Source organism: Pseudomonas sp. B21-019, assembly GCF_024749225.1.
In the GTDB taxonomy this organism is placed as follows: Bacteria; Pseudomonadota; Gammaproteobacteria; order Pseudomonadales; family Pseudomonadaceae; genus Aquipseudomonas.
On sequence record NZ_CP087193.1, the window covers coordinates 6,292,781 to 6,318,768 of the forward strand.

Genomic DNA, 25,988 nt, shown 5'->3' on the forward strand with positions numbered 1-25,988 from the left:
CCAAACGCAGGCTCTTTTGAAGAGCACGCTCACCAGGTCGAGGGACTAGACACCTCTCACCTTTTGAGGGCTTGGGGATTTACTCCCTCAAGCCCTTTTTTTTCCAACACTTTGCGGATTTTACGAACATGTTGAATGTTTTCAGTGCCGCCAAGATCGCAGCCTTCGACAGCTTCTACAGGGTTTGACAGAGACCCGTAGAGGCTGCCGAAGGCTGCGATTTTTTGATTTTGCAGCACTTTCGTTTCGTCGATTGCACCACAACTGTGCAGACGGACGGCACTCTCCTATGTATAGTGCCGGCCCTCTTCGCGTGAGCGGTCGTCGATAACGAGACCCAAGCCCATGCGAAAGCCGAACTAATAACAACCCGCGAAATGGAACAGGGACGAACCTTCGACCCACCTGTTGTGCCACGCACAACCTGGTGTAACGCGATGTGTCGACCACCCAGTATTCGCACACACAAAAAATAGCGAGGAATAATCCATGCTCGAAGTCATCAACGACTTCCTCTCAGGGAAAGTACTGATCGCGCTCATTGTCGGGCTCGGTAGCTACTTCACGATCCGCTCGCGTTTCGTCCAGTTCCGCCATTTCGGCCACATGTTCAGTGTCTTCAAAGAGTCCCTTCACGGCCAGGCAGGCCAGCTGAGCTCGTTCCAGGCCCTGATGCTGAGCCTCGCCGGCCGCGTCGGCGCCGGTAACATCGCCGGTGTCGGCATCGCCGTGACCCTCGGCGGCCCGGGCGCCGTGTTCTGGATGTGGGTCACCGCACTGGTAGGCATGTCCAGCAGCTTCTTCGAATGCACCCTGGCCCAGGTCTACAAGCGCGCCGAAGGCGACGGCCTGTATCGTGGGGGCCCGGCCTACTACATTCAGCACGGCCTGAAGCTGAAAGGCATGGCGGTGGTGTTCTCCATCCTGCTGCTGGTCACCTACGGCTTCGCCTTCATCGGCCTGCAGTCCTACACCGTGACCCACTCGCTGCAGAACGCCTTTGCCTTCGACCCACGCCACACCGGTATCGTCCTGGCGGTGCTGCTGGCCATTACCTTCATCGGCGGCATCAAACGCATCGCCGCGGTGTCCGACCTGCTGGTACCGGTCAAGACCCTGGCCTATATCGGCGTGACCCTGTACGTGATCGGCACCCAGATCGAACACGTGCCAGCCATGCTGGAAACCATCTTCAAGAGCGCCTTCGGCCTCGACCCAGCCTTCGGCGGCCTGCTCGGCAGCGCCATCGTGATGGGCGTGAAGCGTGGCGTGTTCGCCAACGAAGCAGGCCTGGGCAGTGCGCCGAACGTCGCCGCCGTGGCCGCCGTGAAGCACCCGGGCGCCCAGGGCGTGGTCCAGGCCTTCAGCGTGTTCCTCGACACCTTCGTGATCTGCACCTGCACCGCGCTGCTGATCCTGCTGTCGGGCTTCTACACCCCGGGCTTCGAAGGTGACGGCATCGTCCTGACCCAAAACTCGCTGGCCGCCGTGGTCGGTGACTGGGGCCGCGTGTTCGTCAGCGTCGCGCTGTCGCTGTTCGTCTTCACCTGCATCCTCTACAACTACTACCTGGGCGAGAACAGCCTGCAGTTCCTCAGCCGCAACCGCGCCGTGCTGATGGTTTTCCGCGGCCTGGTTCTGGCGCTGGTGGTATGGGGTTCGATGCAGGACCTGTCGACCGTGTTCGCCTTCGCCGACATCACCATGACCTGCCTGGCCTTCGTCAACTTGATGGCCCTGGCCATGTTGTTCAAGGTCGGCCTGCGCGTGATGCGCGACTACGACGAGCAGCGCCGCGCCGGCGTCAAGCAGCCAGTGTTCGACTCCAGCAAATTCACCGATCTGGACCTGGACCTGAAGGCCTGGCCGAGCAGCCCAAGCCAATCGGCTCCACGCGAGCAAGGCGCAGCCCAGGGCACGCCTGCCACGCAACGCTGATCGCCCTGGCGGGTGGCTCCCCGCCACCCGCCGCGACAGACCGCAACGAGTGGCGTCCTGCCACTCGACGTGACACACCTTGCGCACGCAGGCATGCTGCGGCGCAAGGTGCATTCGTCCAGGAGACCCATCAATGAATTCCGCCTCTTACCCTGCCGCGCAGCACGTCATGGTGCTCTACACCGGTGGCACCATCGGCATGCAAGCCAGTGCCCACGGCTTGGCCCCGGCGTCCGGTTTCGAAGCGCGGATGCGCGACTACCTGCACAGCCAGCCTGAGTTGGTGGTGCCGCAGTGGCGCTTTCGCGAGATGTCGCCACTGATCGACAGCGCCAACATGACCCCTGCGTACTGGCAGCAACTGCGTGAAGCGGTGGTCGACGCCGTTGATGCCCAGGGCTGCGACAGCGTGCTGATCCTGCATGGCACCGACACCCTGGCCTACAGTGCCGCGGCCATGAGCTTCCAGTTGCTCGGCCTGAACGCCCGTGTATGTTTCACCGGCTCCATGCTGCCGGCCGGCGTGACCGACAGTGATGCCTGGGAAAACATCAGTGGTGCACTGGGTGCCCTTGGCCAAGGCCTGGCGCCGGGTGTTCATCTGTACTTCCACGGCGAACTGCTCGACCCGACCCGCTGCGCCAAGGTTCGCAGTTTCGGTCGTCATCCGTTCAAGCGACTGGAGCGTCAGGGCGGCGGCGAGAAAGCTTCCTCGATACCTGCCCAACTGAACTACAACCAGCCAAGGCAACTGGCGAAGGTCGCGGTCCTGCCGCTGTTCCCCGGCATCGGCGCCGAGCAACTGGATGGCCTGCTCAACAGTGGTATTCAGGGTCTGGTGCTGGAATGTTATGGCAGCGGCACCGGGCCCAGCGACAACCCCGGGTTTCTCGCCAGCCTGGAACGGGCACGAGACAATGGCGTGGTAGTGGTTGCGGTCACCCAATGTCATGAGGGTGGCGTGAAGCTCGACGTGTATGAGGCGGGCAGCCGCTTGCGCGATGCCGGCCTGTTGTCCGGTGGCGGCATGACTCGCGAGGCGGCGCTCGGCAAGTTGCATGGGCTGCTCGGTGCAGGGCTTGAAACCGCTGAAGTTCGGCGGCTGGTCGAACTCGACCTGTGTGGCGAACTGAGCTGACACAACACATAACCTTGTGGGAGCCCGCTCCCACAAGATCGTTATTGGGCACATAACTTGCTCCCGTTCCAGCATCTCGACGCTGGAAGACTCCATGCTCCACTCCCACCTCACCACCCTCAACGCCGTCTCCCTGGTGCTCAACACCTTCAAGGCCGAAGGCCTGTCCAGCGAGGCGTTATTGGCCGGCAGCGGCATCAGCGTGGCGGATCTGAGCCGGGCGGACACGCGCATCACCACCAATCAAGAGATGCTGGTGTGCGCCAATGCCGTCGCGCTGCGCCGCGATATCGGTCTGGAGTTGGGCCGGCGGATGCACGTTTCGTCCTATGGCATGCTCGGGTACGCCTTACTCACCAGCGCCACTTTAGGTGACGCCTTGCAGTTGGCGCTGCACTACCCGGCGCTATTGGGAACACTGTTCGAGTTGAGCCTGGAGGAGGATGGCGAGCGCATCTGGCTCACCGCTGGCGACTATCGGGAAAACCCCGCGCTGGCACCGTTCAATGTCGAGTTTTGCCTGGTCTCGATGAAAGTCACCTGCGAAGACCTGCTCGGCCACCCTCTGCCTTTGCTCGGCGCTCGCTTCGATTACCCGGCACCGGACTATCAGGCGCGCTACAGCGAGCGTTTCGACTGTCCGTTGCAGTTTGATGCAGCATCCAACGGATTTGCCTTCGACAAGCGCTGGCTCGAACACCCCCTGCCGCTGGCCGACGCCATCACCCACCAGGCCATGGCCGAGCGCTGTCGCAAGCAAAACACCGAGTTCACCGGGCGTCAGGCCTGGCTGGGGCGCATCCGCCAATTGCTCGCCGCGCAACTGAGCGCGGCACCGGGCCTGGACGGGCTGGCCGAACAGTTGAACTGCTCGTCGCGCACCCTGCGCCGACATCTGAAGGACCTGGGATGCAGCTATCAGGAACTGCTCGATGAACTGCGATTTGAACAGGCCAAACGCATGCTCTGCGAGGATCAACTACCGATCTACCAGATTGCCGAAGCATTGGGGTTCAGCGAGACCGCGAGTTTCCGGCATGCGTTTGTGCGCTGGAGTGGGGTGGCGCCGAGCCAGTTCCGGCCTTGAGCCGCCCCAGTGGCGAGGGAGCTTGCTCCCGCTCGGCTGCGCAGCAGTCGTTACCCGGCAACTGCTATCTGAAGGGAGGAATACGGTGTTCGGTTTGGGTCTGCTGCGCAGACCAACGGGAGCAAGCTCCCTCGCCACAGGGGGGCGAATTTCGGTCAAATGTTTTGGCCATATCGATCCCCTTTTGGCCTTTCCTGCCGTTCTCCCAAACGTCGCCTGCCGCAAGACTGTGTTCAAACCGAATCAGCCTGCGGAGAACAAGAATGCTGACGATCTACTCGGACGACCACCACCTGCATCATGGCCGTTGTGAATTGATGGACGGGCAATTGATGCCCTGCTTCGAAATGCCTTCACGGGCTGACCATGTGCTAAAGCGCGTGCAGTACCGCAACCTCGGCCCGGTGGAGGCGCCGCAGGATTTCGGTCTCGGGCCGATCGAACGCATCCACAGCCGCGACTACCTCGACTTCTTCAAAGGTGCCTGGGCGCGCTGGACCGCATTCAATACCGACGGCGACTTGCTGCCCTATACCTGGCCGGCCCGCACCCTGCGCCGAATCATGCCCACCAGCCTGCACGGCCAACTCGGCTATTACAGCTTCGACGGCGGCGCACCGATCACCGCCGGCACCTGGCAAGCGGCGTACAGCGCAGCGCAAGTTGCCCTCACGGCCCAAGCGGCGATCCAGCGCGGCGCCCGCAGTGCCTTCGCCCTGTGCCGTCCACCGGGACACCATGCCGCCAGCGATTTGATGGGCGGTTATTGCTACCTCAACAACGCCGCCATCGCCGCTCAAGCGTTCCTCGATCAAGGCCACAAAAAGGTTGCGATCCTCGATGTCGATTACCACCACGGCAACGGTACTCAATCGATTTTCTACGAACGCAGCGACGTGCTGTTCACCTCGATCCACGGTCATCCAGAAGCCGAGTTTCCGTTCTTCCTCGGCTACGAAGACGAACGCGGTGAAGGCGCAGGCGAAGGGTTCAACTTCAACTACCCGTTGCCCGCCGGCAGCGCTTGGGACCGTTGGAGCGCCGCACTGGAACAAGCCTGCAAAGAGATCGAAACCTACGGCGCCGACATCGTTGTCGTGTCCCTGGGCGTCGATACGTTCAAGGACGACCCCATCTCCCAGTTCAAACTCGACAGCCCGGATTACCTGGCGATGGGCACGCGCATCGCCAGCCTCGGCAAGCCGACACTGTTCGTGATGGAAGGCGGTTACGCAGTAGAAGAAATCGGCATCAATGCCGTGAACGTTCTCGAAGGTTTTGAAAGCGCCCAATGAGGAATTAGAACAATGAACCGACTCAAGCGTCTTATCGCTCCAGCTCTATGCGCCACGCTGCTCAGTGGCGCCGTTCATGCTGAAGAACGTACGTTGCGGGTGTACAACTGGTTCGACTACATCACCCCCAAAGCACTGGAAGATTTCAAGGCTCAGAACACCCAGACCAAACTGGTCTACGACATCTTCGACACCAACGAAGCGCTGGAAGCCAAGCTGCTGACCGGCAACTCCGGCTATGACGTGGTGGTGCCGTCCAACGTGTTCCTCGCCAAGCAGATCGAAGCCGGCGTATTCCAGCCAGTGGATCGCAGCAAACTGCCGAACTGGAACCACCTCGATCCCAAGCTGATGAAGCTGATCGAAGCCAACGACCCGGGCAACAAATTCGCCGTGCCGTACATGTACGGCACCATCCTGATTGGCTTCAACCCGGACAAGGTCAAGGCGGCCTTGGGCGACAACGCACCGGTGAACAGCTGGGACCTGATCTTCAAGGAAGAGAACATCAGCAAGCTCAAGCAATGCGGCGTGGCCCTGCTCGACTCACCGTCGGAGATCCTGCCGCTGGCCCTGCAACACCTGGGCCTGGACCCCAACAGCAAGAAGCCGGCGGACTACGCCAAGGCTGAAGCGCTGCTGATGAAGATCCGCCCGTACGTCACCTACTTCCATTCATCCAAGTACATGGCCGACATCGCCAACGGTGACATCTGCGTCGCGGTCGGGTATTCCGGCAGCTTCTCCCAGGCCGCCAACCGTGCCAAGGAAGCCAAGAACGGTGTGATCGTCGACATGCGCCTGCCCAAAGAAGGCGCGCCGATCTGGTTCGACATGCTCGCGATCCCCAAAGGCGCGAAAAACCCGGAAGACGCCTACACCTTCATCAACTACCTGCTGCAACCCCAGGTCATCGCACCGGTCAGCGACTTCGTCGGCTACCCGAACCCGAACAAGGACGCCACGGAAATGGTCGACCCGGCGATTCGCAACAACCCGAACCTGTACCCGACCGAAACGGCAATGAGCACGCTTTACACCCTGCAACCCTTGCCTCGCGATGCCGAACGGGCGCGGACCCGGGCCTGGACCAAGATTAAGTCCGGGACCTGAAACACCCGGTGAATCAAAGACCCGCGCCATCGCGGGTCTTTTTTGGTCAACTTTGATCTGCGCGGTGGCAGCAATCAGGAACTCATCGCCATTTATCGCGGCGAGATCAGTCGCACACTCGCCGTCCCAGTGTTTTATTCGTAGGTCAGCGGTTCATTAGAAAAAACGGGAGGCCATCGTTCAATCCCGCCAGACCTGTCGCAACCGTGCCAGCGCCGACTCTATCGCTGGCTCTGGCACCGCCGCAAAACCCAATACCAGACCGGCGCGCTGATCGACTGGAGTCCTGGAGTCCGATAGCCAATAGTTGCTCAAGCCATTGATCTCCACACCCACGCTTTCTGCTTGTTCGATCAGCTGCCGTTCGCGGGCCAGGCTGTCCACTGAAACCGTCAGGTGCAGCCCGGCGGAGACGGTGGGCAGGCTACCCACACCGGCAATCCCGGTCGGCCAACCGTCCAGCAAACAATTGCGACGGCTGAGGGCGGCACGCCGCATCCGGCGAATGTGCCGCTGAAAATGCCCGGTAGCCATGAACTCGGCCATCACCGCCTGAGTGCTCACCTCGGAATGGCGCATATCCACCGCCCGACGTTGCGCGAATGCGTCCACCAGGCCCGGCGGCAGCACCAGATAACCCAGGCGCAGCGCCGGAAAAGCGACCTTGCCGAAGGTGCCGACATACAGCACCCGCCCATGGCGATCGAGTGCCGCCAATGGCGCCAGCGGCGCGCCGCTGTAACGATACTCGCCATCGTAGTCGTCCTCGATGATCCAGCCCTGGTTGCGTTCGGCCCAGGCGAGCAGTTCCAGGCGCCGGGCCAGGCTCATGACCACACCGGTCGGGTATTGATGGGAAGGCGTGACGTAAGCCAGCCGACAATCGCTCAACCCCGCCAGCGCGCTGCAGTCGATCCCTTCGTCATCCACCGGCACACCATGCAACCGTGCACCGGCTACCGCAAAGGCATGACCGGCGGCGCGATAACCTGGGTTTTCGATGCCCACCCCATCGCCAGGCCCCACCAGCAACTGTGCACAAAGGCTGATCCCCTGCTGCGCACCACTGGTGATCACAATTTGCTCAGCGGTGCACTGCATGCCGCGCGAACTGCGCAAGTAAGCAGCAATCAGCCCACGCAATCGCGAATCGCCCGCAGGGTCGCCATAACACAGCTGCTGTAAATCCGGCTTACGCCAGAAAGCCGCATTCAGCTTGGCCCAAACCTCGAAAGGGAACAGATCGAACGCCGGCACGCCGACCCTGAATGCGCGCGGCGGACCACTGGGCGGCACGGCCAAATGATTCTTTTCAACGCGCCCCAAAGCGCCGCTGTGGATAACTTTACTGGATGAATCAACAGGCAAATCCAGCCAGTCTGTGGATAAGGCTGTGGGTAACCCTGTTGAAAACCCTGTGGATACTTTTGTGGATAATTTTTTCACCGACAACGCCGCCTGAGGCAATTGCGCAACGTAAGTCCCGTCGCCAACACGCCCCTCGATGAAGCCTTCAGCGTAAAGCTGATCGTAGGCACGGACCACGCTGTTGCGGGAAATCGATAAGGCCGCCGCCAGATCGCGACTGGCCGGCAGTCGTGTGCCGCTGGCCAATCGTCCGTCGAGTACGCGTACCCGCAGCGCTTGATAGAGCTGCCGACTCAGGCCCTGGCGGCGGTCGAGTTCGATACCCGCCGGGTTGAACGACGAGGGAAGCGGCGTATTCGACATGACAATGGACCTATGAAATTGGTCATTAATGGCTCTTACAACAGACCATTAGCCTGCCTAGGATGAGGGCATTCGCCAAGGAAATTTTCCCTGTACCTGCCACTTTGACGCGTTAAGGAATAAACATGAGTCAGATCGACATCCGCCAGGTCACCGCCGACGATCACGCTGCCTGGCTGCCGTTGTGGCAAGCCTACTTGCGCTTCTACAACACCGAACTGCCCGATGTCGTGACCCAAAGCACCTGGCAGCGCCTGCTCGACCCGAGTGAACCGACCCACGGGGCGCTGGCCTGGGCCGATGGCAAAGCGGTGGGCATGGTGCATTTCATCTATCACCGGTCGAATTGGAGCATCGAAAACTCCTGCTACCTGCAAGACTTGCTGGTAACGCCCGAAACCCGTGGCACCGGCGTTGGTCGGCAACTGATCGAATTCGTCTACAGCACGGCAAAGGCCGACGGGTGCTGCAAAGTCCATTGGCTGACCCACGAAACCAACGCCACCGCGATCCAGCTCTATGAACGCATCGCCGAACGCCCCGGTTTCATCCAGTTTCGCAATGCCCTTTAAGGTTTAAGGAGAGCAGCATGTCGACTTCACTCGCGGACTGGAAAGGCGTTCCGCCGCCCTCGGTTCAACTGATCGAAGGGCGTTTCATTCGCCTGGAAAAACTTGATCCGGCGCGTCACGCCAACGGTTTGTGGAAAGCCCTGGAAGGCCCGGGCTCGGATCCGAAACTTTGGGACTATTTGCCTTATGGTCCTTTCCCGGAGCGCAGCGCATTCAACGACTGGCTGAACAATCACGCGGCCAACAGCGATCCGTATTTTTTCACGGTGATCGACCGCGCTAGCGGCGATGTGCAAGGCATCCTCAGCCTGATGTCGATTGTCCCTTCGCAGGGTCGCATCGAGATCGGCCATGTGACCTTCGGCGCACCGATGCAGCGTTCACCGAAAAGCACCGAGGCGGTTTACCTGCTGGCCAGGGAAGCCTTTGCGCTGGGTTACCGGCGTCTGGAATGGAAGTGCAACAACGGCAACGCTCGCTCCAAGTACGCAGCAGAACGGTTGGGGTTCAGTTTTGAGGGGGTGTTCCGCCAGCACATGGTGGTCAAGGGTCAGAACCGTGACACGGCGTGGTATTCGATTCTGGACTCGGAATGGCCGACGATTCAGGCGGGGTTCGAGCGGTGGTTGAGCGATGAAAACCAGACGGAATCGGGGCAGGCGAAAACGTTGGTGGAGTGCCGGAGCTAAAAGCCTTAACGACAAAAGATCGCAGCCTTCGGCAGCGCCCACAGGCGCGTAGGAGCTGCCGAAGGCTGCGATCTTTTGATCTTTCTTTTTTACACCAACGTCTACACCAGCTTTTGCGCCAACACCGCAATATGCTCCGGCCCGATCCCGCAGCATCCGCCCAAATGGCTGGCCCCCCTCTTCCGCCAGTCAGCCGCCCAAACCAGGTAACCCGGCGGGTCGAGATCGTCGCGCAGCGGGTCCAGACCGTCGTTGGCCGTGGCCTCTTTCGGCTGTGGCGGGAAGGCGTTGGCGTACGCGCCGATGTGAATCTTCACCCCCAGGCGCTCGAAGGTTTCCCGCGCCGCATCAATCGCCGCCCCGATCACTTCCGGCTGGCTGCAGTTGAACAGCAAAGTCTCGACACCCAACTCAGCCGCCACCACAGCGGCCTCAGCCACCGGTTCACCAGAGCGCAAACGCGGCACTTCGTCGGTGTCTTCATCCTTCAAGGTAAACGACAGCCACAACGGTTTGCCGTCCTTCGGCAGCCCGGCATGGATCGCCCGTGCTTCGACGATCGAACTCTGGGTTTCGGCCAGCCACAGATCAACATGAGGCGCCAGGCCATTGACCAGAGGGCTCAACAGTTCAGTCACTCGAGCAGCATCGAACAAGTCCGGGCGGTAGGAGCCAAACAACGGCGGCAATGAGCCGGCCACACGCACCGCTTGGCCCGACGCATCGACTGCACGCCGAGCCAGCTCACCGGCCAACGCCGCAAGGGCCTGGCCTTCAGCGGCGAAGCGCTCCTCGCCAATGTGGAACGGCACCACCGCGTAACTGTTGCTGGTGATCACGTTGGCACCGCTTTCGATATAAGCCGCGTGCACTGCCTCCACGGCTTGTGGCGCCTCGCTCAAGGCCAGCGCCGACCACTCGGGTTGCCTGAACGGCGCCCCTCGGCGTTGCAGTTCACGACCCATGCCACCATCCAGAATTACCGTGCTGCCTGCACCCATATGCTTTTCACTCATAAGCTTATGAAAATAACTCACTACCAGAGTCGTTCTTATAACTATTTAATACGCACCACCCGGTTAATAACAACCTCTTTTTTCAGGGATCCAACTGTGAAACTTCAACCGCTGCTGGCCCTGGGCCTGACGATTCTGGCTGCCTCCACCCAAGCCTTTGCGGGCGCCACTCTGGATCGCATCGAACAAAAGAAAGAACTGGTCGGCGTGTTGATGGAAAGCTATCCACCCTTCTCGTTCCTCAACGATCAAAACCAGCTCGACGGTTTCGACGTCGACGTGGCCAAGGCCGTGGCGAACAAACTGGGCGTCAAGCTGCGCCTCGAAACCCCGTCCTGGGATGTGATCGCCGCCGGCCGCTGGAGCGGGCGTTACGACATCTGCATCTGCTCCATGACCCCGAGCAAGGCCCGCGCCGAAGTCTTCGACTTCCCGGTCGAGTACTACGCCTCCCCCGCCGTGATCGTGGTCAATGCCAAGGACGATAGCATTCACAGCGCCAAGGACCTGAGCGGCAAGAAAGTCGGTCTCACCAGCGCCTCCAGCTATGAAAGCTACCTGAACAAAAACCTGGTGATCGAAGGCGCCGAAGACACTCAATTGCAGTACCCGTTCGAGAACGTGCAGATCGCCCCGTATGACACCGACAACGTCGCGTTCCAGGATCTGGGCCTGGGCGCTGGCGTGCGTCTGGACGCGATCCTCACCAACCTCGTCACCGCGCAACCGCGCCTGAACGAAGACAAGCGCTTCAAGCTCGCTGGCCAGCCGCTGTACTCGGAGCCGAACTCGGTGGCCATCGAAAAAGGCGACGCCCAGTGGGACGCCAAAGTGCGTGAAGTGTTCGCTCAGTTGAAACAGGACGGCACCTTGAGCAAGCTGTCGCAAAAATGGATCGGCGCCGACATCAGCAAATGACTTCTTTCCCCAAACCTCCTCAGCCACCGCAACCGGTGGTTGAGTCATTACTGCGACGGGTCTTCGGCTTCCGTACCCGGCTGTACCTGACCTGGGCGGCGATGTTCGGCTTGTTCGCCAGTTTCTTCCTGAGCTTCGACCTGAAGTTCTCGATCATCCTCGACAAACTGCCGAACCTGATCGGCCTGCACCTGGCGCCCAACGGCTTTCTGCAAGGCGCGGCGCTGACGCTGTTCTTGTGCCTGTGCTCGATTGTGGCTTCGTCGCTGCTGGGCTTCATCACGGCCCTGGCTCGACTGTCGAAAAGCGCCGTGGCGTTCGGCATCGCAAGTTTCTATGCCTCGTTCTTTCGCGGCACGCCGCTGCTCATCCAGATATTGCTGATCTACCTCGGCTTGCCGCAATTGGGCGTCGTGCCCGGCGCGATTGCCGCCGGCATCATCGCCCTGTCGCTGAACTACGGCGCCTACCTGAGCGAAATCTTCCGCGCCGGCATCCTTGGCGTCCCCCATGGCCAACGCGAAGCATCGCTGGCCCTGGGCATGCGCGAAACCGTGATCTTCTGGCGCGTCACCCTGCCCCAGGCCATGCGCGCCATCATCCCGCCCACCACCAACCAGTTCATCTCCATGCTCAAGGACTCATCACTGATCTCGGTGATGGGGGTTTGGGAAGTGATGTTCCTGGCGCAATCGTACGGGCGCTCGAGCTATCGCTATATCGAAATGCTGACGACGGCGGCGATTATTTATTGGCTGATGTCGATTGGACTGGAGCTGATTCAGGCGCGGATGGAACGGCATTATGGGAAGGCGTATTTAAGTCGTAGTTAGCAACGAACAGCCTCGCCAATTTCAAGCGTGCCAGCGGCGAGATCGGCAACAACAGCCGTAATCATGGATTGATCGGGCATTGGTAGATGAGTTTCTAAGTTTTCGCCAATAGAAGCTTCCGGGATTGCTGTAAGGAAAAACATCAGATGGTCGAGTGAAAACGGACGTCGTCGAAGACCACCATTGTTTCGGCTACAACCGACGTCTCTACGCCTTTCGATGCGCCGGGAAACGCCCGGCATCCTGAAACCGGATCGACTTTTAGAGTTTGGCCTCCCTTCAAAAGAGGCTGAACCCGATGTCCAGCAGACACACTTTTCGACCGCAATGCATGGCTCTGACGATTTCCCTCACTCTTGCCCATGCAGGTTCCGCACATGCTCAACAGCCAACCGCCATCCTGCCGTCATTCGCTAATCAAATGACACTGTTCGAGGCATTCATCAACGGTTCAGACACGGTTAAAACGCCGGTAACCAAAACAGAAATAGGTGCTGATGGCATCGCATTGAAACTGAGCGATGCCAACGATCTGATAACCGTCAGCCGACGCGGCCGTTTCGACGGGATCGTTGATGGAGGCGGCGGCACCAACGCTCTGCAACTCGATATCGTGAGCGGTGGCGAACTAGGGGAAAGCCGGAATTTTAACTACCTGCACGTCAATCGAGGTGAGTGGACGCTGACAGGGACAGGTGACTTCTCCGAAGGCGCCATAGTGAAGGAAAAAGCTGCGCTAACTAATCGCGGGCACATTGTCGGCCAAGTTTCGGTTGATAAAAAAGCGACCTTTCGCGGCAATGGGCAAGTTGGCCACTTGTTGGTAGCAGGTCGGCTTGAGGTCAATGCGATGCACGGTGCACCGCGGGTAAGCGGTAACCTTGAGCTGCACGACACTGGCGAACTGGCCTATGAGGTAAATGCCGATGGCCGCAGCGAAACCATTCAGGTTGATGGCACCGCCAACCTTGGCAACGCCACGCTGAACATTGTCGCCGTGCCGGGCGACTATGCGTTGAGCAACCAGTACACCGTTATGAACGCCAGCAACGTCGAAGGTGAGTTCGGCAAGGTTCTCAACAACCTGGCTTTCATGACCCCTGCCATTCAGTACAACGAAAAATCTGTTGGCCTGACTTATGCGCGGAATGAGGTGACTATCGAAAGCCTCGCGAGCAGCGACAATGGACGCGAGTTGGCTAACAGCATCGAAGAACCAATAGAGTCCCCCTCTGCTCAGATGCCATCTGACACGACGAACAACACGATCGCCGCCGTGACTCCAACCGCCACCTCCGAACCATCCATCAGCTCACTGACTCCACCTCTTGCCACAAAAAATGAGGCCTTCGAAGTAGCGTCATCGCCCACTCCCCATCCGACGGTCGTCGCTGCGAAGTCATCCACCACAACCAACGCCGCCATCTCCGCCCTGCTCGGCTCCAACAAAGCCACCGCCATCCTGGCGATCGAACAATTGGCCGGAGGCAGTAATGCCAACCTGGCCAATGCAACCTTGAGTAGCGCCAATTCGGTGAACAGCAGCCTACTCTCGACCATGCGTCAGACGGACAATACCGACTTCAACGGGCAGCACAGAACGCCGAGTTTGGCGGCGGACAGCGAAGCCACTGGCAGGGTCTGGCTACAAGCACTGGGCAACGGCGGCACACTCGATCGCGGCCATGCCAGCAGCGCGCTGCAACATTCCACGGAAGGTCTGGTGCTGGGTGCGGATTGGGCGCTCGATGAGCAATGGCGTGTGGGCATCATCGGCGCAAAATCGCAGACACGCCTGGACGGAAATCATCTGGACGGAGATCTGGACAGTTGGCACTTGGGCGCCTATGCCCTGCGCCAAAGCGGCCCGTTGGCGTTACGTCTGGGCGCAAGTTACGGCAACCACGATGGCAGCACCAAACGGCGAGTGGCGTTCAACAGTTTCAGCGATCGCCTGAAAGGCCGCTACGACGCCCACACTCAGCAAGCCTTTGCGGAGCTGGGTTACAACCTCGGCAGCGGTAGTTTCCACGCCGAGCCCTTTGCCAATCTCGGCTATCAGCGCTACCAGCGTGACAGCTATACCGAGAAAGGTGGAGCGGCGGCATTACAGGTCCATGGGCAAACGCAGGGCAATTTCAGCAGCACATTCGGTCTGCGCCTCGCACAGCTCAATACACTGGATAACGGCATGCAACTGACGCCACGATTCGGCGCCGGCTGGAAACACACCTATGGTGATGTCGACAGCAGGACTCATCAACGACTGGTAACCGGCGGCAGGACTTACACCGTCAAAGGCGCTGCGCTGGATCGCAACAGCCTGCTGGTCGATGCGGGACTGGATCTTGGGGTTTCGGCAAACCATACATTGGGTGTTGGCCTCACTGGCGAGATCGCCAGTGATAGCCGCAACCATGGCGTGACGGGGCAGTGGCGGATGGCGTTCTGACGAAATCACCTCGCCCTCACTGATTCAGCACAGTTCCTCCTGGTGGGAGCGAAGGCCCAAACTCCGGACGAAAAAAAAGGGGAGCACATGCCCCCCCGAGGTTTAAAGCGGTATATCGAGGCTGTTAACTCAGCCTTCGATCTCGATCAGGATCTCGCCCGGGTTCACCCGGTCGCCCTTGGCCACGTGGATGGCGGTGACTTTACCGGTGATGGCCGACTGGACTTCGGTTTCCATCTTCATCGCCTCGGTGATCAGCACGGCCTGGCCGGCTTTCACGGTGTCGCCTTCCTTGACCAGCACATCGACGATGTTGCCCGGCATGGTGGTGCTGACGTGGCCCGGTGCAGTGGCTTGCTTGCGCTTGCTGCTGCCGCCGCTGACGAATTCGTTGAGCGGTTCGAACACCACTTCTTCCGGCATGCCGTCGATGGACAGGTAGAAGTGGCGCTTGCCTTCAGCCTTGACGCCCACACCAGTGATGTCGACGCGGTAGGTTTCGCCGTGAACGTCGATGACGAACTCGGTCGGCACGCCTTCACCACCGGCCGAAGCCACACCGCCCGCTTCCGGAATCGGCAGCAGCACTTCTGGCGTCAGGGTGCCGGCTGCGCGTTCTTCGAGGAACTTGCGGCCGATGTCCGGGAACATGGCGTAGGTCAGCACGTCTTCTTCAGACTTGGCCACGGCGCCGATTTCGGCACGCAGCTTGGTCATCTCCGGCTTGAGCAGATCGGCCGGACGCACGTCGATCACCTCTTCGCTGCCGATGGCTTGACGCCGCAGCTTCTCGTTCACAGTGCCCGGCGCCTTGCCGTAGCCGCCTTGCAGGTAAAGCTTCACTTCGTTGGTGATGGTCTTGTAGCGCTCGCCGGCCAGCACGTTGAAGAACGCCTGGGTGCCGACGATTTGCGAGGTCGGGGTCACCAGCGGCGGGAAGCCGAGGTCTTCGCGAACGCGCGGGATTTCCGCCAGCACTTCGCTCATGCGGTTCAGGGCGCCCTGCTCTTTCAACTGGTTGGCCAGGTTGGAAATCATCCCGCCCGGTACCTGGTTGACCTGCACGCGAGTGTCGACGGCAGTGAACGCGCTTTCGAACTGGTGGTACTTCTTGCGCACGGCGTAGAAGTACAGGCCGATCTCTTGCAGCAATTCCAGGTTCAGGCCGGTGTCGAACTCGCTGCCTTTAAGGGCGGCGACCATCGATTCGGTGCCCGGGTGGCTGGTGCCCCAGGCGAAGCTGGAGATCGCGGTGTCGATATGGTCGGCGCCGTTTTCGATAGCCTTGAGTTGGCACATTGCAGCCAGGCCAGCGGTGTCGTGGGAGTGGATGAACACCGGCAGCGATTGCTCGGCCTTCAGAGCCTTGACCAGTTCACCCGTGGCGTACGGGGTCAGCAGACCGGCCATGTCCTTGATCGCCACCGAGTCGCAGCCCATGGCTTCCATTTGCTTGGCTTGCGCCACGAAAGCCTCGATGGTGTGCACCGGGCTGGTGGTGTAGGCGATGGTGCCCTGGGCGTGTTTGCCAGCAGCCTTCACCGCTTCGATGGCGACTCGCAGGTTACGCACATCGTTCATCGCGTCGAAGATGCGGAACACGTCGATGCCGTTGACCGCGGCCTTGGCGACGAAGGCTTTGACCACGTCGTCGCTGTAATGGCGATAGCCCAGCAGGTTCTGGCCACGCAGGAGCATTTGCAGGCGCGTGTTAGGCAACGCGGCGCGCAGTTGGCGCAGACGCTCCCACGGGTCTTCTTTCAGGAAGCGTACGCAGGCGTCGAAGGTCGCGCCGCCCCAGACTTCCAGCGACCAGTAGCCGACTTTGTCGAGCTTGTCGCAGATCGGCAGCATGTCTTCGGTGCGCATGCGGGTGGCGAGCAGCGATTGATGGGCGTCGCGCAGGATTGTGTCAGTTACATGGATCTTCTTGGACATTGTCATATTCCTCACAGGCCTGCGTGGGCGGCGATGGCGGCGGCGATGGCCAGGGCCAGCTCTTCGGGTTTGCGCTTGATCGAGTAGTTGGTCAGTTCAGGGTGGCTTTCAACGAAGCTGGTGTTGAACTGGCCGCTACGGAATTCCGGGTTACGCAGGATTTCCTGGTAGTACGCGGCGGTGGTCTTGACCCCTTGCAGACGCATGTCGTCGAGGGCTCGCAAGCCACGGTCCATCGCCTCTTCCCAGGTCAGCGCCCAGACCACCAGTTTCAGGCACATCGAATCGTAGAACGGCGGAATGGTGTAGCCGGTATAGATCGCTGTGTCGGTGCGCACGCCGGGACCGCCGGGCGCGTAGTAACGGGTGATCTTGCCGAAGCTCGGGAGGAAGTTGTTTTTCGGGTCTTCGGCGTTGATCCGGAACTGCAGCGCGAAACCGCGGTGCTGGATGTCTTCCTGTTTCACCGAGAGCGGCAAACCGGAGGCGATGCGAATCTGCTCGCGAACGATGTCGATGCCGGTGATTTCTTCGGTGATGGTGTGTTCCACCTGCACCCGGGTGTTCATCTCCATGAAGTACACCTCGCCCTCGGCGAGCAGGAACTCCACGGTACCGGCGTTTTCGTAACCCACGGCCTTGGCTGCACGCACCGACAGGTCGCCAATGTAGGCGCGCTGTTCCGGGGTCAGTTGCGGGCTCGGAGCGATCTCGATCAGCTTCTGGTTGCGACGCTGGATCGAGCAGTCACGCTCGAACAGGTGCACCACGTTGCCGAAGCTGTCGCCGAGGATCTGCGCTTCGATGTGTTTCGGGTTTACGATGCATTTTTCCAGGAACACTTCCGCCGAACCGAAAGCCTTGGTGGCTTCGGAAATCACTCGCGGAAAGGCTTGTTCGAGTTCTTCGCGACTGTTGCAACGACGAATGCCGCGGCCGCCACCACCGGAGGTAGCCTTGAGCATCACCGGGTAACCGATGCGATCGCCTTCGGTCAGGGCCTCTTCGATGCCCGACACGTTGCCTTCGGTGCCCGGTGTAACCGGCACGCCGGCCTTGATCATGCTGCGGCGCGCTTCGGTCTTGTCGCCCATGCGGCGAATGACTTCCGCCGACGGGCCGATGAATTTGATTCCGCGTTCGGCGCAGATGTCCGCCAGCTCGGCATTTTCCGAAAGAAAGCCGTAGCCGGGGTGCAACGCATCGCAACCGGTTTCCACCGCCAGGTTCACCAGCTTGCGCGGGTTCAGGTAGCCGGCCAGTGGCTCGGCACCGATGCTGTGGGCCTCGTCCGCACGCTTCACATGCAAAGCATGACGGTCGGCGTCGGAATAGATCGCGACCGAGCGAATGCCCATCTCGGCGCAGGCGCGCACGATTCGTACGGCAATCTCACCACGGTTGGCAATCAGGATCTTTTTTATCACTTGGAGGTTCCCTTGAGCCGGTGGCACCCACGACCCGATTAGACAGGTCGACGCGTGACCAAATGTTTCAATTCAGTCGCAGCTCCACACTAGCGCTCGCAAGGGATTAACAAAAATGAATAATAATTGGGTCAGGCATAAGCAAAGACTTATAGTTGAGTCATCGGCCTTCGCTCAGGATTTATAGAAAATGCGTAAGTCATTGATGCGTATGACATTGCGTCAATTGCAGATCTTCAATGAGGTGTGCGATTTAAGGTCCTACAGCCGCGCTGCCGACGAAATGTCTCTCACACAACCTGCCGTGAGCCTACAGATTCGTCAACTCGAAGAGCTGATCGGTCAGCCCTTGTTCGATTACGTCGGCAAAAAGCTCTACATGACCGAGGCGGCCGAAGCGCTGCAGCGCGCCAGCCGGGACATTTTCGGCCGCCTGGAAAACCTCGATATGCAGCTGTCGGACATGCAAGGCTCATTGCAAGGTCAGTTGAAACTGGCGGTGGAGTCCAGCGCCAAGTACTTCGTGCCGCACCTGTTTGCCGCGTTCAAACGCCAGCACCCGGAAGTGAACCTGCACCTGACGGTGGTCAACCGCGGCCAGGTTATCCGGCGCCTGTCGGATAACCGTGACGATCTGGTGATCATGTCGATGGTCCCACAGGACATGGGGCTGGAATTCCTGCCGTTCCTCAATAACCCGATTGTAGCCGTGGCGCCGCCGGATCATCCGCTGTGCCACATGGGTCCGTTGCGCCTGCAGGATCTGGAACCCTACACGCTGCTGTTGCGCGAACCCGGTTCCGGCACGCGACTGGCCTGTGAGGAGTATTTCAAAGAGAAGCGCGTGCACTTCACCCAGACCCAGGAGGTCGCCTCGGCGGAAGCTCAGCGTGAATGCGTGCTGGCGGGTCTGGGCCTGGCGCTGTTGACGCGCCATGCCCTGAACCTTGAGTTGGCGACCGGTGGCCTGATTGAGCTGCCGGTCGAAGAGCTGCCGCTGCTGCGTAGTTGGTGCCTGGTGCAGGCGAAGGCCAAACGGCTATCGCCGGTGGCTCACGCATTCCTTGCGTTTATTCGCAGCGAACGGGCACAAATCAGCGCGCTGGTTGAGCGTTTCGACGGGAAGTTACCGGCGCTGCCTGCCAGTAGTTGAGTTCGAGGTCGTCGGGAAATTCGCCGATTTCGGCCAGAAGCTGGCGGCGTTCGCAACGATCTTCGATGGCGCGGCGAAATTCCATGCGGCGCTGATCTTCTTGCTGACGACGGGTTTTGACGGCGCTGTTGCGTTCTTCGTAGGGCTGGGCCATTTCGAGTCTCCCAAGGCGAGTACGGGAGTTTCAAGATAGGCGCGAGGGATGACGGTTTGGCGGCGGGAGGGTTACAGAACGATGAAACTCACTGGCTGACCGCGAACCTGTGGCGAGGGAGCTTGCTCCCGCTGGGTCGCAAAGCAGCCCTAAGATTTTGCGACTGCTGCGCAGCCGAGCGGGAGCAAGCTCCCTCGCCACAATTCCAGCCAGAATCAATCGTCCAGCGCTTTTACTGACTTTGGCGACAATCGCAAGCTGCGAAGGCTGCGCTTGACGCTTTTCAAGTGATTGACCAGGCTCGGCCCACGAGCCATGGCCACGCCCATCGCCAACACATCGATCACTACCAGATGCGCAATACGCGACGTCAGTGGCGTGTAGATTTCAGTGTCTTCGTGCACATCGATCGCCAGGTTGACGGTCGACAGCTCGGCCAACGGTGTCTGGCTCGGGCACAGAGTGATCAGCGAGGCGCCGCTTTCGCGCACCAGGTTGGCGGTGATCAACAGGTCTTTTGAACGACCGGACTGGGAAATGCAGATCGCCACATCGGTCGGCTTCAAGGTCACTGCCGACATCGCCTGCATATGCGGGTCGGAATACGCCGCCGCGGTCAGCAGCAAACGGAAGAATTTGTGCTGGGCATCCGCCGCTACCGCACCGGACGCGCCGAAGCCGTAGAACTCGACACGCTGGGCCTGGGACATCGCGGTCACGGCTTTCTGCAACGCTACCGGGTCAAGTTTCTCGCGAACTTCCATCAGGGTGTGCAGGGTAGTGTCGAAGATTTTCAGACTGTAGTCGGCAACCGAATCGTCTTCATGGATCGCGAATTGCCCGAAGCTCGCGCCGGCCGCCAGACTCTGCGCCAGTTTCAGCTTCAGATCCTGGAACCCGGAGCAACCGATGGCGCGGCAAAAACGCACGATGGTCGGCTCGCTGATGCCCACGCTGTGGGCCAGGTCGGCCATGGAACTGTGCATCACCGCCGCAGGATCAAGCAGCACGTGGTCGGCGACCTTGAGCTCCGACTTGCGTAACAGGTGGCGTGACTGGGCGATGTGTTGCAGCAGATTCAAGGGGCTGGACTCTTTGTTATTGGCAGTTGCCGGGGATGTAGCACGCTTGTAGTTATACTACATGAATCGGCTTTTTGCCTGCTCAATGCGTAACTCAATGTCCCCGTTTCACGCGACATATGCTCCATGTAGCACCTACGAGGTTTTTTCGTCTGCGCGTAAAAGCTCGGCCAGGTCCGCGGCCTCAACCGGACGGCTGATCCAATAACCCTGCACTTCATCGCAACGCTCGACCTTCAGAAACTCCAACTGCTCCGGTCGCTCGACCCCTTCAGCCACCACTTTCAACGACAGACCATGGGCCATGGCAATGATCGCCCGGGTGATCGCTGCATCTTCACTGCTCTCCCCCAGCCCGCGGATAAATGCCTGATCGATCTTCACGTAGTCCACCGGAATCCGTTTCAGATAACTCAGAGACGAATAACCTGTACCAAAATCGTCGATCGCCAGCTTCACCCCCAGATCGCGCAATTGCTGGAAGGTCGCGATGATGTGCTCGACGCTGTCCAGCAACTGGCTCTCGGTAAGTTCCAGTTCCAGGTAGTGCGGCGCCAGACCGGTTTCCTCCAGCACCTGGCGCACCAGGCTGACGAGTTTCCCCTGACGCAGTTGATGCACCGACAGATTGACCGACACCCGAATCGGCTCAAGCCCCTGACGCTGCCATTCGCAGGCTTGCCAGCAGGCCTGACGCAATACGAACTCGCCGATAGCGTTGATCAGGCCGGTTTCCTCGGCCAGACCGATGAAATCCCCCGGCGGTACCTGGCCAAGGGTCGGGTGACTCCAGCGCACCAGCGCTTCGGCGGCATTCAACCGGCCGGTGGCGAGGCAGAGTTTCGGTTGATAAAACACCTTCAACTGCTTTTCTTCGATGGCTTTGCGCAATTGGTTCTCAAGCTGCAAACGCTCGAGCGTGCTGGCCTGCAGGCTGTCGGTGTAGAACTGGAAGTTGTTGCCGCCCAAGTGTTTGGCATGCTGCATGGCCATGTTCGACTGGCTGACCAGCGCGGAAATCTCCCGCGAGGTGTCCGGCAACAGGCTGATGCCCATGGACGCGCTCATCACCAGTTCATGCCCCTCGACGGTGATCGGCAAACGCAGCTTGGTCGACAATCGGGTCGCCACTCGCGCCAGGCTCGACAGGTTGCCGTAGGCGTCGAACAGCACCGCAAATTCATCGCCGGACAACCGGGCGATGGTGTCCGCTTCCGGCAACGCATTGACCAACCGCCGGGCCATTTTCTGTAACAGCTGATCGGCGATTTCGTGGCCGAGGCTGTCGTTGAGCAGCTTGAAGCGATCCAGATTGATGTGCAGCAACGCCAGGCTGCGCCGACCGCCCTGGCGCACCCGCTGATGAGCCTCGCTCAGTCGTTCACGGAACAACGAACGGTTGGCCAGCCCCGTGAGCTCGTCGTAATGGGCGAGGTAGCGCATACGCTCTTCGGATTCACGCCGAGCAGAGAGATCGGCGAAGAAGCCGACGATATGACTGACATTTCCCCGCATATCGCGCACGGCATTCAGTTGCAGCCACTGCGGATACAACTCGCCATTCTTGCGGGTCTCGACCAATTCGCCCTGCCAACTACCGTGCTGCTCCAGCGCCTGACGAATCGCCGCGTAATGCCGACGGGCATCGCGGCTGCAGGGTAAATCGACCACGTTGCGCCCAAGCATGTCGCCGATTTCATAGCCAGTTACCCGACTGAAGGCTTGATTGACGGCGATCAGCGCGTAATTCGGGTCGAAAATCACAATGCCTTCGCTGGCCGCCTCGAACACCGTCGCTGCCAGTTGGCGCTGTTCTTCCAGGTGCTTGCTGGCGCTGATATCGCGGCGGGTGCCGACCATGCGGATCACCCGGCCGTTTTCGCTACGCTCGACCGCTCGACCACGGTCCTCGATCCAGACCCAATGGCCATCGCCATGTCGCACCCGGTACTCGATCTGATAATCCTCGGTGCGGCCCTTCAAATGCTCGACCAGCGCCCGCCTCAGCGCTGGCAAGTCGTCGGGGTGCAGCCTCGGCTTGAGGTGGCGGAGCATCGCCGTCACGTATTCCGGCTCCAGCCCGAACAACTCCTGGAGCTGGGTGTGATGGACTTCGTCGGTCTGCAGGTTCCAGTCCCACAAACCGAGTTCGCTCGCCTTCAACGCCAGCGCCAGCCGCGCTTCGCTCTTGCTCAAGGCCTGGTTGGCCGCATCCAGCTCCAGACTGCGTTGGGCGACCCGGTTTTCAAGGTCGACCTGGGTTTCGCGCAACTCGTCTTCGGCGCGACGACGCTGGTCGATTTCCTTGGCCAGTTCGTGATTGAGTTGCTCGCTGCGACTTTGCGCCTGCTGCAAGTGCTCGATCAGCGCCTGATTTTGAAAGCGCCGTAGCAACCCCTGATCGATCAGTCGATTGACCTGCCAAGCGACCACGCTCAACGAGCCCAGCAGAATCAGCCCGAACCAGCCCCAGCCCTGCTCCTGTTCATCGCCACCCCAGAACAGATAGCCGATGGCCGGCAACAGACAGGGCAAGGTAAAGGATAGAAATGCTGGCAGGCTGACCGCATAAGCGACGCTGGCCGAGAGGGCCGCGGCGCCGATCAGGCCGAACACCCAGGCTTGCTGGATGAAATTGTCAGCGGGCACCAGTGCAATGCCGGCACCGGCCAGGGTCAAACCGGTCATCGCCGAACCGAGCAGAAACATGCGACGCCAGATCGGATGGGCCTGACGGTTGGGAATCGCCGAATCGAAGGCCGCGACCTGAATCACTCGCAACGCCACCAGCGACAACAACCAGATCAGCCAGACGCTGACCACGAAGTAACGCTGCGGGCTCCAGAGCAACCCGGCGCACACCAGACCGTTGATCAGCATGAACAGCGTCGGCAATAACGAGCCCTGGTACAGCAGACGCGTGCGTTCGACCGCCATCTCCATGGCGTACTGTTTGCGGATAGCCCGAGGCTCCACGGAGGGGCCCGACAGGTCGGAGCTGAGGGTCATAGGCGATGTTCTTGTTCTTATAGTTGAGCATGCGAGCCCGAATTGTGGACGGAGCATACACAAGCAAATGCCCGGACCAAACTGCCTCAGGTCATAAAATAGACAAAAGTTTTAGTCGCCCGCATCCGGCGTAAAAGCCGCCAGGCGAGCCCCGCCCCTGCTCGCAGCCAGTGACCGACCGGTCGTCATCGGTGCTTCTTTCATCGGCCAATGCAAAGCTCGGTTTGCCCGGTGTGACGTCGCACCCTAGAATGCCCCGATGCGCGATGATCTCTCCCTTCTGCTGAACTCCCTCAACGATGCCCAACGCCAGGCCGTAGCTGCCTCCGTGGGTCGTCAGTTGGTCCTGGCCGGTGCTGGCTCCGGCAAAACCCGAGTGCTGGTGCACCGTATCGCCTGGTTGATCCAGGTCGAAAACGCCTCGCCCCACTCCATTCTGTCGGTGACCTTCACCAACAAGGCCGCTGCCGAGATGCGTCATCGCATCGAGCAGCTGATGGGTATCAACCCGGCCGGCATGTGGGTCGGCACCTTCCACGGCCTGGCGCACCGCTTATTGCGGGCGCACTGGCAAGAGGCAGGCCTGAGCCAGACCTTCCAGATTCTCGACAGCGACGACCAGCAACGGCTGGTCAAGCGGGTGATCCGCGAGTTGGGCCTGGACGAGCAACGCTGGCCGGCCCGGCAGGCCCAGTGGTTCATCAACGGGCAGAAAGACGAAGGTCTGCGTCCACAACATATTCAAGCCAGCGGCGATCTGTTCCTGGCGACCATGCGCAGCATTTATGAAGCCTACGAGGCTGCGTGCCTGCGCGCCGGCGTCATCGACTTCTCCGAACTGCTGCTGCGCGCCCTCGATCTGTGGCGCGACCACCCGGGCCTGCTCGCCCATTACCAGAAGCGCTTCCGGCACATTCTGGTGGACGAGTTCCAGGACACCAACGCCGTGCAGTACGCCTGGCTGCGTCTGCTGGCCAAGGGTGGCGACAGCCTGATGGTGGTCGGCGACGACGACCAGTCGATCTATGGCTGGCGCGGCGCGAAAATCGAGAACATCTATCAGTATTCCGACGACTTCCCGGATGCCGAAATCATTCGTCTGGAGCAGAACTACCGCTCCACCGCCGGGATCCTCAAGGCCGCCAACGCCCTGATCGCCAACAATACCGGGCGCATGGGCAAAGAGCTGTGGACCGATGGTGGCGAAGGCGAAGCGATCAATCTGTATGCCGCGTTCAACGAACACGACGAAGCACGCTACGTGGTTGAAACCATTGAAAGCGCGCTGAAAACCGGCTTGGCTCGCAGTGATATCGCGATTCTGTACCGCTCTAACGCCCAATCGCGCGTTTTGGAAGAAGCCTTGCTGCGCGAGCGCATCCCGTACCGCATTTATGGTGGTCAGCGCTTCTTCGAACGGGCAGAAATCAAGAACGCCATGGCGTATCTGCGTTTGTTGGAAGGCCGTGGCAACGATGCGGCCCTGGAGCGGGTGATCAACGTTCCGGCCCGTGGCATCGGCGAAAAAACCGTCGAAGCGATTCGCGATCATGCGCGCCACAGCGACGTGTCGATGTGGGAAGCCATGCGTCAGCTGGTGGCCAACAAGGGCCTGACCGGGCGCGCTGCCGGTGCACTTGGGGCGTTTATGGAGCTGATAGAGAACCTCGCCGCCAAGTGCATGGAAATGCCGCTGCACCTGATGACCCAGACCGTCATCGAGCAGTCGGGGCTGATCGCCTACCACCAGGCGGAAAAAGGCGAGAAAGGCCAGGCCCGGGTAGAAAACCTTGAGGAACTGGTCAGCGCCGCGCGCAACTTCGAAAACCCGGAAGAGGACGAAGAGCAGTCACCACTGGCGGCGTTCCTCGGCCACGCCTCGCTGGAGGCCGGGGACACCCAGGCCGACGAGCACGAAGACAGCATTCAGTTGATGACCCTGCACAGCGCCAAGGGCCTGGAATTCCCTTACGTGTTCCTGGTGGGCATGGAAGAAGGCCTGTTTCCGCACAAAATGAGCCTGGAAGAACCCGGGCGCCTTGAAGAAGAGCGTCGTCTGGCCTATGTCGGTATCACCCGGGCGATGCAGAACCTGGTGCTGACGTATGCTGAAACCCGACGTTTGTACGGCAGCGAGACCTACAACAAGGTGTCGCGTTTCGTACGTGAAGTGCCGAAAGGCCTGATCCAGGAAGTGCGACTGTCCAACAGTGTCAGCCGTCCGTTCGGCGGAGGCCAGCAGCAGAGTTCCACCAGCCTGTTCGGCGGCAGCGAGATCCCGGACACCGGGTTCAGCCTCGGCCAGACTGTGCGGCATTCGGTGTTCGGCGACGGTGTGATCCTGAATTTCGAAGGCGCCGGTGCTCAGGCGCGGGTGCAGGTGAACTTCAGCGAAGGCAGCAAGTGGCTGATGCTCGGTTACGCCAAGCTGGAAGCGATCTAA

The 25,988-nt window shown here is 60.2% G+C and carries 20 protein-coding genes; 12 read left to right on the top strand and 8 right to left on the bottom strand.

From position 1 onward, the window contains the following. Nucleotides 1-56 precede the first annotated feature (56 nt). Nucleotides 57-239, bottom strand: coding sequence for a hypothetical protein (locus LOY36_RS28405; protein ID WP_138866537.1), 183 nt, complete (start codon nucleotides 237-239; stop codon nucleotides 57-59). Nucleotides 240-489: 250 nt separating this feature from the next. On the opposite strand from LOY36_RS28405, the gene LOY36_RS28410 reads away from it, so the two are divergent. The 5 genes from LOY36_RS28410 to LOY36_RS28430 all read left to right on the top strand — a co-directional run bounded on the left by LOY36_RS28410 (nucleotide 490) and on the right by LOY36_RS28430 (nucleotide 6,571). Further along, nucleotides 490-1,938 carry a sodium:alanine symporter family protein gene (locus LOY36_RS28410; RefSeq protein ID WP_018927384.1) on the top strand — a complete coding sequence of 483 codons (1,449 nt, stop codon included), beginning with the start codon at nucleotides 490-492 and terminating at the stop codon, nucleotides 1,936-1,938. Between the two features lie 133 nt (nucleotides 1,939-2,071). Continuing rightward, on the top strand, nucleotides 2,072-3,076 hold the full coding sequence (locus tag LOY36_RS28415) for an asparaginase (protein WP_258671692.1): 1,005 nt from the start codon (nucleotides 2,072-2,074) through the stop codon (nucleotides 3,074-3,076). Between the two features lie 94 nt (nucleotides 3,077-3,170). Beyond that, on the top strand, nucleotides 3,171-4,163 hold the full coding sequence (locus tag LOY36_RS28420; protein ID WP_086945214.1) for an AraC family transcriptional regulator: 993 nt from the start codon (nucleotides 3,171-3,173) through the stop codon (nucleotides 4,161-4,163). Between the two features lie 263 nt (nucleotides 4,164-4,426). Then, nucleotides 4,427-5,458, top strand: coding sequence for a histone deacetylase family protein (locus tag LOY36_RS28425; RefSeq protein ID WP_258671693.1), 1,032 nt, complete (start codon nucleotides 4,427-4,429; stop codon nucleotides 5,456-5,458). Between the two features lie 12 nt (nucleotides 5,459-5,470). After that, a complete protein-coding gene (locus tag LOY36_RS28430; protein WP_258671694.1) occupies nucleotides 5,471-6,571 on the top strand; it encodes a polyamine ABC transporter substrate-binding protein in 1,101 nt (366 codons plus the stop codon). A gap of 180 nt (nucleotides 6,572-6,751) precedes the next feature. Here LOY36_RS28430 and LOY36_RS28435 read toward each other — a convergent pair whose 3' ends face one another. Then, complete coding sequence (locus LOY36_RS28435) at nucleotides 6,752-8,302, bottom strand: PLP-dependent aminotransferase family protein (protein ID WP_258671695.1); 1,551 nt, start codon at nucleotides 8,300-8,302, stop codon at nucleotides 6,752-6,754. 125 nt (nucleotides 8,303-8,427) lie between these two features. On the opposite strand from LOY36_RS28435, the gene LOY36_RS28440 reads away from it, so the two are divergent. Both LOY36_RS28440 and LOY36_RS28445 read left to right on the top strand, forming a co-directional pair. Then, the gene (locus LOY36_RS28440) at nucleotides 8,428-8,874 is read left to right on the top strand and encodes a GNAT family N-acetyltransferase (protein ID WP_019651296.1); all 447 of its coding nucleotides are present in this window, start codon (nucleotides 8,428-8,430) and stop codon (nucleotides 8,872-8,874) included. 17 nt (nucleotides 8,875-8,891) lie between these two features. Beyond that, entirely contained in the window at nucleotides 8,892-9,563 is a 672-nt protein-coding gene (locus LOY36_RS28445; RefSeq protein WP_019651295.1) for a GNAT family N-acetyltransferase, read from the top strand. 101 nt (nucleotides 9,564-9,664) lie between these two features. Here the strand turns inward: LOY36_RS28445 and LOY36_RS28450 are convergent, their stop codons facing one another. After that, a complete protein-coding gene (locus LOY36_RS28450; RefSeq protein WP_258671696.1) occupies nucleotides 9,665-10,564 on the bottom strand; it encodes a homocysteine S-methyltransferase family protein in 900 nt (299 codons plus the stop codon). A gap of 111 nt (nucleotides 10,565-10,675) precedes the next feature. Between LOY36_RS28450 and LOY36_RS28455 the strand changes: the two genes are divergently transcribed. From LOY36_RS28455 to LOY36_RS28465, 3 genes are all read left to right on the top strand, one after another. Then, on the top strand, nucleotides 10,676-11,497 hold the full coding sequence (locus LOY36_RS28455) for an ABC transporter substrate-binding protein (protein ID WP_019651293.1): 822 nt from the start codon (nucleotides 10,676-10,678) through the stop codon (nucleotides 11,495-11,497). Next, entirely contained in the window at nucleotides 11,494-12,330 is an 837-nt protein-coding gene (locus LOY36_RS28460; RefSeq protein WP_019651292.1) for an amino acid ABC transporter permease, read from the top strand. The genes LOY36_RS28455 and LOY36_RS28460 overlap by 4 nt, the downstream gene beginning before the upstream one ends. A 298-nt stretch (nucleotides 12,331-12,628) precedes the next feature. Beyond that, nucleotides 12,629-14,782, top strand: a complete 2,154-nt coding sequence (locus LOY36_RS28465; RefSeq protein WP_258671697.1) for an autotransporter outer membrane beta-barrel domain-containing protein — start codon at nucleotides 12,629-12,631, stop codon at nucleotides 14,780-14,782. A gap of 129 nt (nucleotides 14,783-14,911) precedes the next feature. On the opposite strand, the gene oadA is transcribed toward LOY36_RS28465, so the two are convergent. Continuing rightward, nucleotides 14,912-16,720, bottom strand: a complete 1,809-nt coding sequence (gene oadA, locus LOY36_RS28470) for a sodium-extruding oxaloacetate decarboxylase subunit alpha (RefSeq protein WP_019651290.1) — start codon at nucleotides 16,718-16,720, stop codon at nucleotides 14,912-14,914. Nucleotides 16,721-16,731: 11 nt separating this feature from the next. Further along, entirely contained in the window at nucleotides 16,732-18,147 is a 1,416-nt protein-coding gene (locus tag LOY36_RS28475; RefSeq protein ID WP_007896523.1) for an acetyl-CoA carboxylase biotin carboxylase subunit, read from the bottom strand. A 190-nt stretch (nucleotides 18,148-18,337) separates the two neighbouring features. On the opposite strand from LOY36_RS28475, the gene LOY36_RS28480 reads away from it, so the two are divergent. Then, a complete protein-coding gene (locus tag LOY36_RS28480; RefSeq protein ID WP_019651289.1) occupies nucleotides 18,338-19,300 on the top strand; it encodes a LysR family transcriptional regulator in 963 nt (320 codons plus the stop codon). Here LOY36_RS28480 and LOY36_RS28485 read toward each other — a convergent pair. From LOY36_RS28485 to LOY36_RS28495, 3 genes are all read right to left on the bottom strand, one after another. Further along, nucleotides 19,242-19,454, bottom strand: a complete 213-nt coding sequence (locus LOY36_RS28485; RefSeq protein WP_026346042.1) for a PA3496 family putative envelope integrity protein — start codon at nucleotides 19,452-19,454, stop codon at nucleotides 19,242-19,244. The genes LOY36_RS28480 and LOY36_RS28485 overlap by 59 nt on opposite strands. 215 nt (nucleotides 19,455-19,669) lie before the next feature. Continuing rightward, complete coding sequence (gene hexR, locus LOY36_RS28490; protein ID WP_003187110.1) at nucleotides 19,670-20,536, bottom strand: transcriptional regulator HexR; 867 nt, start codon at nucleotides 20,534-20,536, stop codon at nucleotides 19,670-19,672. Between the two features lie 135 nt (nucleotides 20,537-20,671). Further along, nucleotides 20,672-23,545: an EAL domain-containing protein gene (locus LOY36_RS28495; RefSeq protein ID WP_258671699.1), complete on the bottom strand. Its 2,874-nt coding sequence runs from the start codon at nucleotides 23,543-23,545 to the stop codon at nucleotides 20,672-20,674. 259 nt (nucleotides 23,546-23,804) lie between these two features. On the opposite strand from LOY36_RS28495, the gene uvrD reads away from it, so the two are divergent. Beyond that, complete coding sequence (gene uvrD, locus LOY36_RS28500) at nucleotides 23,805-25,988, top strand: DNA helicase II (protein WP_258671702.1); 2,184 nt, start codon at nucleotides 23,805-23,807, stop codon at nucleotides 25,986-25,988.

What these genes read in the sequence shown, in the direction of transcription:
- LOY36_RS28410 (WP_018927384.1), top strand. Translation starts at nt 490, where the DNA reads ATGCTCGAAGTCATCAACGACTTCCTCTCAGGGAAAGTACTGATCGCG.
- LOY36_RS28415 (WP_258671692.1), top strand. Translation starts at nt 2,072, where the DNA reads ATGAATTCCGCCTCTTACCCTGCCGCGCAGCACGTCATGGTGCTCTAC.
- LOY36_RS28420 (WP_086945214.1), top strand. Translation starts at nt 3,171, where the DNA reads ATGCTCCACTCCCACCTCACCACCCTCAACGCCGTCTCCCTGGTGCTC.
- LOY36_RS28425 (WP_258671693.1), top strand. Translation starts at nt 4,427, where the DNA reads ATGCTGACGATCTACTCGGACGACCACCACCTGCATCATGGCCGTTGT.
- LOY36_RS28430 (WP_258671694.1), top strand. Translation starts at nt 5,471, where the DNA reads ATGAACCGACTCAAGCGTCTTATCGCTCCAGCTCTATGCGCCACGCTG.
- LOY36_RS28435 (WP_258671695.1), bottom strand. Translation starts at nt 8,302, where the DNA reads ATGTCGAATACGCCGCTTCCCTCGTCGTTCAACCCGGCGGGTATCGAA.
- LOY36_RS28440 (WP_019651296.1), top strand. Translation starts at nt 8,428, where the DNA reads ATGAGTCAGATCGACATCCGCCAGGTCACCGCCGACGATCACGCTGCC.
- LOY36_RS28445 (WP_019651295.1), top strand. Translation starts at nt 8,892, where the DNA reads ATGTCGACTTCACTCGCGGACTGGAAAGGCGTTCCGCCGCCCTCGGTT.
- LOY36_RS28450 (WP_258671696.1), bottom strand. Translation starts at nt 10,564, where the DNA reads ATGGGTGCAGGCAGCACGGTAATTCTGGATGGTGGCATGGGTCGTGAA.
- LOY36_RS28460 (WP_019651292.1), top strand. Translation starts at nt 11,494, where the DNA reads ATGACTTCTTTCCCCAAACCTCCTCAGCCACCGCAACCGGTGGTTGAG.
- LOY36_RS28465 (WP_258671697.1), top strand. Translation starts at nt 12,629, where the DNA reads ATGTCCAGCAGACACACTTTTCGACCGCAATGCATGGCTCTGACGATT.
- oadA (WP_019651290.1), bottom strand. Translation starts at nt 16,720, where the DNA reads ATGTCCAAGAAGATCCATGTAACTGACACAATCCTGCGCGACGCCCAT.
- LOY36_RS28480 (WP_019651289.1), top strand. Translation starts at nt 18,338, where the DNA reads ATGCGTAAGTCATTGATGCGTATGACATTGCGTCAATTGCAGATCTTC.
- LOY36_RS28485 (WP_026346042.1), bottom strand. Translation starts at nt 19,454, where the DNA reads ATGGCCCAGCCCTACGAAGAACGCAACAGCGCCGTCAAAACCCGTCGT.
- LOY36_RS28495 (WP_258671699.1), bottom strand. Translation starts at nt 23,545, where the DNA reads ATGACCCTCAGCTCCGACCTGTCGGGCCCCTCCGTGGAGCCTCGGGCT.
- uvrD (WP_258671702.1), top strand. Translation starts at nt 23,805, where the DNA reads ATGCGCGATGATCTCTCCCTTCTGCTGAACTCCCTCAACGATGCCCAA.